This window comes from Streptomyces cahuitamycinicus, from assembly GCF_002891435.1.
Lineage (GTDB): Bacteria > Actinomycetota > Actinomycetes > Streptomycetales > Streptomycetaceae > Streptomyces > Streptomyces cahuitamycinicus.
On the sequence record NZ_POUC01000397.1, the window covers coordinates 1 to 7361 of the forward strand.

The 7361-nt window shown below is 71.2% G+C and carries 6 protein-coding genes; 4 read left to right on the forward strand and 2 right to left on the reverse strand.

The annotated features are described in order from the left end of the window. Both C1J00_RS34475 and C1J00_RS34480 read left to right on the forward strand, forming a co-directional pair. A partial coding sequence (locus tag C1J00_RS34475) for a multifunctional oxoglutarate decarboxylase/oxoglutarate dehydrogenase thiamine pyrophosphate-binding subunit/dihydrolipoyllysine-residue succinyltransferase subunit (RefSeq protein ID WP_180989800.1) occupies positions 1-3468 on the forward strand: 3468 nt, incomplete at its 5' end. Positions 3469-3558: 90 nt separating this feature from the next. Beyond that, complete coding sequence (locus tag C1J00_RS34480) at positions 3559-3738, forward strand: DUF6104 family protein (protein WP_003992906.1); 180 nt, start codon at positions 3559-3561, stop codon at positions 3736-3738. Between the two features lie 74 nt (positions 3739-3812). On the opposite strand, the gene C1J00_RS34485 is transcribed toward C1J00_RS34480, so the two are convergent. Beyond that, entirely contained in the window at positions 3813-4643 is an 831-nt protein-coding gene (locus C1J00_RS34485) for a hypothetical protein (RefSeq protein ID WP_102912896.1), read from the reverse strand. Between the two features lie 147 nt (positions 4644-4790). On the opposite strand from C1J00_RS34485, the gene C1J00_RS34490 reads away from it, so the two are divergent. Continuing rightward, on the forward strand, positions 4791-5762 hold the full coding sequence (locus C1J00_RS34490) for a DUF4097 family beta strand repeat-containing protein (protein WP_102912894.1): 972 nt from the start codon (positions 4791-4793) through the stop codon (positions 5760-5762). Between the two features lies 1 nt (position 5763). Continuing rightward, positions 5764-6831, forward strand: coding sequence for a PadR family transcriptional regulator (locus tag C1J00_RS34495; protein WP_102912895.1), 1068 nt, complete (start codon positions 5764-5766; stop codon positions 6829-6831). A 21-nt stretch (positions 6832-6852) separates the two neighbouring features. Here C1J00_RS34495 and C1J00_RS34500 read toward each other — a convergent pair. Continuing rightward, the coding region (locus C1J00_RS34500) for a Clp protease N-terminal domain-containing protein (RefSeq protein ID WP_102912897.1) at positions 6853-7361 on the reverse strand (509 nt) is incomplete at its 5' end.

A 7361-nucleotide genomic window follows, 5' to 3' on the forward strand; every position in this document is an offset into this window, starting at 1 on the left:
GCCCAGGCCCCCGCTCCGGCGCAGGCCGCGCCGGCCGCGAAGCCCGCCGCCAAGCCGGCCGCGGCCCCGAAGAAGGCCGAGCCCGCCGCCGAGGCCCCCTCGGGCCCCGAGCAGGTCGTGCTGCGCGGCCCGGCCGCCGCGGTCGCGAAGAACATGAACGCCTCCCTGGAGGTGCCCACGGCGACGTCCGTGCGCGCGGTCCCGGTGAAGCTGCTGTTCGACAACCGCATCGTCATCAACAACCACCTGAAGCGCGCCCGGGGCGGGAAGATCTCCTTCACGCACCTGATCGGCTACGCGATGGTGCAGGCCATCAAGGCCATGCCGTCGATGAACTACTCCTTCGCGGAGAAGGACGGCAAGCCGACCCTGGTCAAGCCGGAGCACGTCAACTTCGGCCTCGCCATCGACCTGGTCAAGCCCAACGGCGACCGCCAGCTCGTGGTCGCGGGCATCAAGAAGGCCGAGACGCTGAACTTCTTCGAGTTCTGGCAGGCCTACGAGGACATCGTCCGCCGCGCCCGCGACGGCAAGCTCGGCATGGACGACTTCACCGGCGTGACGGTCTCCCTGACCAACCCCGGCGGCCTCGGCACGGTCCACTCCGTGCCGCGTCTGATGCCCGGCCAGTCCGTGATCATGGGCGTCGGCTCCATGGACTACCCGGCGGAGTTCCAGGGCACGTCCCAGGACACGCTGAACAAGCTCGGCATCTCGAAGGTCATGACGCTCACGTCGACCTACGACCACCGGGTGATCCAGGGCGCCGCCTCCGGCGAGTTCCTGCGGATCGTCGCGAACCTCCTCCTCGGTGAGAACGGCTTCTACGACGACATCTTCGAGGCGCTGCGCATCCCCTACGAGCCGGTCCGCTGGCTCAAGGACATCGACGCCAGCCACGACGACGACGTCACGAAGGCCGCCCGCGTCTTCGAGCTGATCCACTCCTACCGGGTCCGCGGCCACGTCATGGCCGACACCGACCCGCTGGAGTACCAGCAGCGCAAGCACCCCGACCTGGACATCACCGAGCACGGCCTCACGCTCTGGGATCTGGAGCGCGAGTTCGCCGTCGGCGGATTCGCCGGCAAGTCCCTGATGAAGCTGCGCGACATCCTCGGCGTGCTGCGCGACTCGTACTGCCGCACCACCGGCGTCGAGTTCATGCACATCCAGGACCCGAAGCAGCGCAAGTGGATCCAGGACCGCATCGAGCGCTCGCACACCAAGCCGGAGCGCGAGGAGCAGCTGCGCATCCTGCGCCGGCTGAACGCCGCCGAGGCCTTCGAGACCTTCCTGCAGACGAAGTACGTCGGTCAGAAGCGCTTCTCCCTGGAGGGCGGCGAGTCCGTCATCCCGCTGCTGGACGCCGTGCTGGACTCGGCCGCCGAGTCCCGCCTGGACGAGGTCGTCGTCGGCATGGCCCACCGCGGCCGGCTGAACGTCCTCGCCAACATCGTCGGCAAGTCGTACGCGCAGATCTTCCGCGAGTTCGAGGGCAACCTCGACCCGAAGTCGATGCACGGCTCCGGTGACGTGAAGTACCACCTGGGCGCCGAGGGCACCTTCACCGGTCTCGACGGCGAGCAGATCAAGGTCTCCCTGGTCGCGAACCCCTCGCACCTGGAGGCGGTGGACCCGGTCCTGGAGGGCGTCTCGCGCGCCAAGCAGGACATCATCAACAAGGGCGGCACGGACTTCACCGTCCTGCCGGTGGCGATCCACGGCGACGCGGCCTTCGCGGGCCAGGGCGTGGTGGCCGAGACCCTGAACATGTCGCAGCTGCGCGGCTACCGCACCGGCGGCACGGTCCACATCGTCATCAACAACCAGGTCGGCTTCACCGCGGCCCCCGAGTCCTCGCGATCCTCCATGTACGCGACGGACGTGGCCCGCATGATCGAGGCCCCGATCTTCCACGTGAACGGCGACGACCCGGAGGCCGTGGTCCGCGTCGCGCGGCTCGCCTTCGAGTTCCGCCAGGCGTTCAACAAGGACGTGGTGATCGACCTCATCTGCTACCGCCGCCGCGGTCACAACGAGTCGGACAACCCGGCCTTCACCCAGCCGCTGATGTACGACCTGATCGACAAGAAGCGCTCGGTGCGCAAGCTCTACACCGAGTCCCTCATCGGTCGCGGCGACATCACCCTGGAAGAGGCCGAGCAGGCGCTGCAGGACTACCAGGGCCAGCTGGAGAAGGTCTTCACGGAGGTCCGTGAGGCCACGTCCCAGCCCGGTACGGTCGAGTCCTCGGACCCGCAGGCCGAGTTCCCGGTCGCCGTGAACACCGCGGTGACCACGGAGATCGTCAAGCGGATCGCCGAGTCCCAGGTCAACATCCCCGACAACATCACCGTCCACCCGCGTCTGCTGCCGCAGCTGCAGCGCCGGGCGTCGATGGTCGAGGACGGCACCATCGACTGGGGCATGGGCGAGACCCTCGCGATCGGCTCCCTCCTGCTGGAGGGCGTCCCGGTCCGCCTGGCGGGCCAGGACTCGCAGCGCGGTACGTTCGGCCAGCGCCACGCGGTCATCATCGACCGCAGCACCGGCGAGGAGTACACGCCGCTGCAGTACCTCTCCGAGGACCAGGCGCGGCTGAACGTCTACAACTCCCTCCTCTCCGAGTACGCGGCGATGGGCTTCGAGTACGGCTACTCGCTGGCCCGCCCCGAGGCGCTCGTGATGTGGGAGGCGCAGTTCGGCGACTTCGTCAACGGCGCCCAGACGGTCGTGGACGAGTTCATCTCGTCGGCCGAGCAGAAGTGGGCCCAGACGTCCGGCGTCGTCCTGCTCCTGCCGCACGGCTACGAGGGCCAGGGCCCGGACCACTCCTCGGCCCGTCCGGAGCGCTTCCTCCAGATGTGCGCGCAGAACAACATGACGGTCGCCATGCCGACGTCGCCGTCGAACTACTTCCACCTCCTGCGGTGGCAGGTGCACAACCCGCACCACAAGCCGCTGGTGGTCTTCACGCCGAAGTCGATGCTGCGCCTGAAGGCGGCGGCGGCGAAGGCGGAGGAGTTCACGACGGGCCAGTTCCAGCCGGTCATCGGCGACGCGTCGGTGGACCCGGCCGCGGTCAGGAAGGTCGTCTTCTGCGCGGGCAAGGTCTACTACGACCTCGAGGCCGAGCGTCAGAAGCGCGGTGTGACGGACACGGCGATCATCCGCATCGAGCGCCTGTACCCGCTGCCGGGTACCGAGCTCCAGGCGGAGATCAAGAAGTACCCGAACGCCGAGAAGTACCTGTGGGCCCAGGAGGAGCCGGCGAACCAGGGTGCCTGGCCGTTCATCGCGCTCAACCTGATCGACCACCTGGACCTGGCGGTCGGCGCGGACGTCCCGCACGGCGAGCGGCTGCGGCGCATCTCGCGCCCGCACGGCTCGTCCCCGGCGGTGGGTTCCGCGAAGCGTCACCAGGCCGAGCAGGAGCAGCTGGTGCGTGAGGTGTTCGAGGCGTAACCGCCTTCGCGCGGTTCGTGCGTGGCCGGGCCGCATCCCCCGCTTCGGGGGGTGCGGCCCGGCCGTTTGCGCGCACATATCCTTGAGGGCATGTACTTCACGGACCGTGGCATCGAGGAACTGGAGAAGCGGCGCGGCGAGGAGGAAGTCACCTTCGAGTGGCTCGCCGAGCAGCTGCGGACGTTCGTCGATCTCAATCCCGACTTCGAGGTACCGGTGGAGCGGCTGGCGACGTGGCTGGCGCGGCTGGACGACGAGGACGACGAGTAGGGACCGGATCCGGCCGCTCGGCTGGACGACGAGGACGACGAGCAGGGACCGGATCCGGCCGCTCCCGGGCGGCGTCAGTCGCGCGGGCGTGTGAGGTCGTAGGTCAGGCCCAGTGCGCCGTGCGCGAGGAGCAGCGCCCCGGCAGTGGCCCAGCCGCTGCCCCGCCGTCGCAGGCCCCAGACCAGGAGCGGCAGGCCGGCCGCCAGCTGCGCCAGGGCCAGGGCGCGGGCCCTGGGGCCACCCGTCCAGGGCATCCAGGGGCCGAGAGGGGTGCGGCCGACGGGGTCGCGTTCCGCGCCCGCCTCGCGTCGGCCGGGCCACTCGACGGGCAGACTGTCCGGCCGGCGGGCGGCCGCTTCCCGGAGGCGGCCGGCGGGTTCGCCGGGGGCCAGTTCCGCGGGCAGGGAGACGCCCACGGGCGCGAGGACCGCGAGCAGGCCGCGCAGACGGCTGCGTGCGTCGGCCGCCGGATCGGGTGCGGTCAGCCGGTCGAGGTCCTGTCCGTCCAGGACGGGGTCGAGGCCCATACGCGCGGCGAAGGTGCGCATCGCCTCGTCCTCCCCCACCGGGACACCGCTCGCGAGCCAGACGAACCCGACGGGTCGGCGGAAGCCGGACGCGAGCGTGAAGCCGGCGTGGTCGGTGTCCCACCACAGGGCGAGGACGGGCCAGGGAGCTCCTACGGCGAGGGCCGTGGCCCACCCGGTGGCCACGCGGTCGACGGGTTCGGCGCCATCCCGCCAGGGCCGGCCCTCGGGGACGAGCACGCTCCACGCGTCGCCCGCGGGCGTGAGCTGCATCGGCTCGCGCAGCAGATCGGCGACGGGGGCCACGCACCCGGGCGCCGCCCGGCACAACAGCAGCGCCCCGGGTGCGGGTCCCGTGCGGGCGGCTTCCGTCGACATGGTCACACGCTAGGTCGAATCCTCAGCTTTTGAGCGCTTATGCCTGCCCTCCTCTCCCCGGACGGGTGTCTTGACTTTCCCCGACCGCGATATATCGTGAATTCGAGAGGACGCGATATGGCGCGTCGAGACGGGGAGGTCTGCACCATGTCCGAGTGGTCCGTCACGGAACCGAGGAAGCTCACCTTCGACGACCCCGTGAGCGATCTGCACGTGCGTCTGGTCAACGGAACGGTGAACGTGGTGGGCACGGACGAAGGTTCCGCCCGCCTGGAGATCTCCGAGATCGAGGGGCCGCCCCTGGTGGTGACCCAGCAGGACGGCGTCCTCACGGTGGCCTACGAGGACCTGCCCTGGAAGGGCTTCCTCAAGTGGCTGGACCGCAAGGGCTGGCGCCGCAGCGCGGTGGTCTCCCTGGCCGTCCCGGCCGGCACGCGCGTGGAGGTGGGTGTGGTCGGCGCGGCAGCCGTCGTCTCCGGCATCCACGGCCCGTCGGTGGTGAAGGGCGTCACCGGCGACACGACGCTCGTGGGCCTCTCCGGCCCGGTCCGCGCCGACACGGTCTCCGGCAGCCTGGAGGCCCAGGACGTGACCGGCGACCTCCGGTTCAACTCCGTCTCCGGCGACCTCACGGTGGTCGAGGGCTCCGGCCCCTCCGTGCGGGCGGATTCGGTGAGCGGCTCGATGATCGTCGACCTCGACCCGGACGGCCCGACGGACGTACGGCTGACGAGCGTCTCCGGCGAGATCGCCATCCGGCTGCCGTATCCGGCGGACACCGAGGTCGAGGCGAACACCGCGAGCGGCTCGGTCTCCAACGCCTTCGAAGGTCTCCGGGTGCACGGCCAGTGGGGCGCTCACAAGATCACAGGCCGCCTCGGCGCGGGCACCGGCAAACTGCGGGCCACCACCGTCTCCGGCTCGATCGCCCTGCTGCGCCGCCCGTCCGGAGAGGACGAGCACAGCGGACCGAGGGACACCCCGCCCGCCGGCAGCAGTGCGGCGGCCGCCCCGGCGAGCGGTCCCCGGGGCGGCTCGGGAGACAATTCCGTATCCGGCCCGGGTGATGCCCCCACCACTGTCCCGGCCGACGGCACGACCGACAAGAAGGTGCTCTGACATGCCCCCCGTCTTCGCCCACGGCCGCCTCCGCCTGTACCTGCTGAAGCTGCTGGACGAGGCCCCCCGCCACGGCTACGAGGTGATCCGCCTGCTGGAGGAGCGCTTCCAGGGGCTGTACGCACCCTCGGCGGGCACCGTCTACCCGCGCCTGGCCAAACTGGAGGCCGAGGGCCTGGTCACCCACACCACCGAGGGCGGCCGCAAGGTCTACTCGATCACCGACGCGGGCCGCGCCGAACTGGCCGACCGCAGCGGCGAGCTGGCCGACCTGGAACTGGAGATCCGGGAGTCGGTCGCCGAACTGGCCGCGGAGATCCAGGCCGACGTGCGCGGAGCCGCCGGCGACCTGCGCCGCGAGATGCGCGCGGCGGCGACCGAGGCCCGCCAGGACAGCGGCACCAGGGACGACGGCACGGCCGGGGCACCCTACGGCGACTTCTCGCAGTACGGCGACAAGGAGACCTGGCGCATCGCCAAGGAGGAGATGCGCCGGGCCCGGCAGGAGTGGAAGGAGCAGGCCCGGCGGGCGAAGGACGAGAGCCGCCGCGCCCGCGAGGACGCCCAGCGTGCCCGCCGCCAGGCGAAGGAGGCCCAGGAACAGGCCCGGGCACAGGCCCAGGAGCAGGTGCAGCGCATCACCCGCCGCGTGCAGGAGCAGGTGCAGGACCACTTCGCCCGCGGTGACTGGCCGACGGGCCTGCGCGAGGGCCTGACCGAACTGGCCAAGGAAGTGGGCGAGTTCGGAAAGGACTACGGCAAGGATTTCGGCAAGGACCTCGGCTTCGACTGGACCGGCACCGGCAGGCCGGCCGCGGAACCGACGCCCTCACAGCCCCCGGAGGACTTCCCCGCCGCCTACGAACCGGCCTGGGCCCATGAGGATGCCGCGGACTCCACAGGCGACCCGGCCCGCGACCTGGACCGGCTGCTCGACCGCTTCCGGGACGACATCCGTGACGCGGCCCGCGACCACGGCGTCACCCCCGACCAGCTGCGCGACGCCCGCCGCCACCTGTCGACGGCGGCGGCCCACATAGGAGCCCTCCTGCGCACACAGAACAAGTAGCTGCGCCGGGGGCCCAGTCCTTCAGCCGGCCTTGGCCTCGCCGCCACTGCCATACAGCACCCGCACCAGGTGCTCGTACGTCACCCCGTGATCGGCGAGGACCTCGGCCGGCACACCGGGGCGCAGGGTCAGGGCCAGCAGGATGTGCTCGTCCCCGATGTGCCGGTCCCGCTGGGCGAGGGCGACCCTCAGGGAGCGCTCCAGTACGTCCTTGGCCGCCCGGCCGAAGGAGGTACGCCCCGACCACCACCGCTTGTCCTTCCGGTCGCCGGCGAGGGCGCCGACCCCGTGAGCCTCCTCCACCCGGGCGACGATCTCCTCCACATCGATCCCCAGCCCGGCGAGCGCATCGGTCTCGGCCTGCGTCAGCCCGGCCCGCCGCCGCGCCTCCCGCAACGCCTGCCGCACGGACTCCCGCCGTTCACCGAGTCCGAGAGCCGCGAGCGCGAAGGAGCCCCGGCTGCCCTCCCGGTCGAGCAGCGCCAGCAGCAGATGCTCCGGCTCCACGACCTGCCCGCCCTCACCACCCC

What these genes read in the sequence shown, in the direction of transcription:
- C1J00_RS34480 (WP_003992906.1), top strand. Translation starts at nt 3,559, where the DNA reads ATGTACTTCACGGACCGTGGCATCGAGGAACTGGAGAAGCGGCGCGGC.
- C1J00_RS34485 (WP_102912896.1), bottom strand. Translation starts at nt 4,643, where the DNA reads ATGTCGACGGAAGCCGCCCGCACGGGACCCGCACCCGGGGCGCTGCTG.
- C1J00_RS34490 (WP_102912894.1), top strand. Translation starts at nt 4,791, where the DNA reads ATGTCCGAGTGGTCCGTCACGGAACCGAGGAAGCTCACCTTCGACGAC.
- C1J00_RS34495 (WP_102912895.1), top strand. Translation starts at nt 5,764, where the DNA reads ATGCCCCCCGTCTTCGCCCACGGCCGCCTCCGCCTGTACCTGCTGAAG.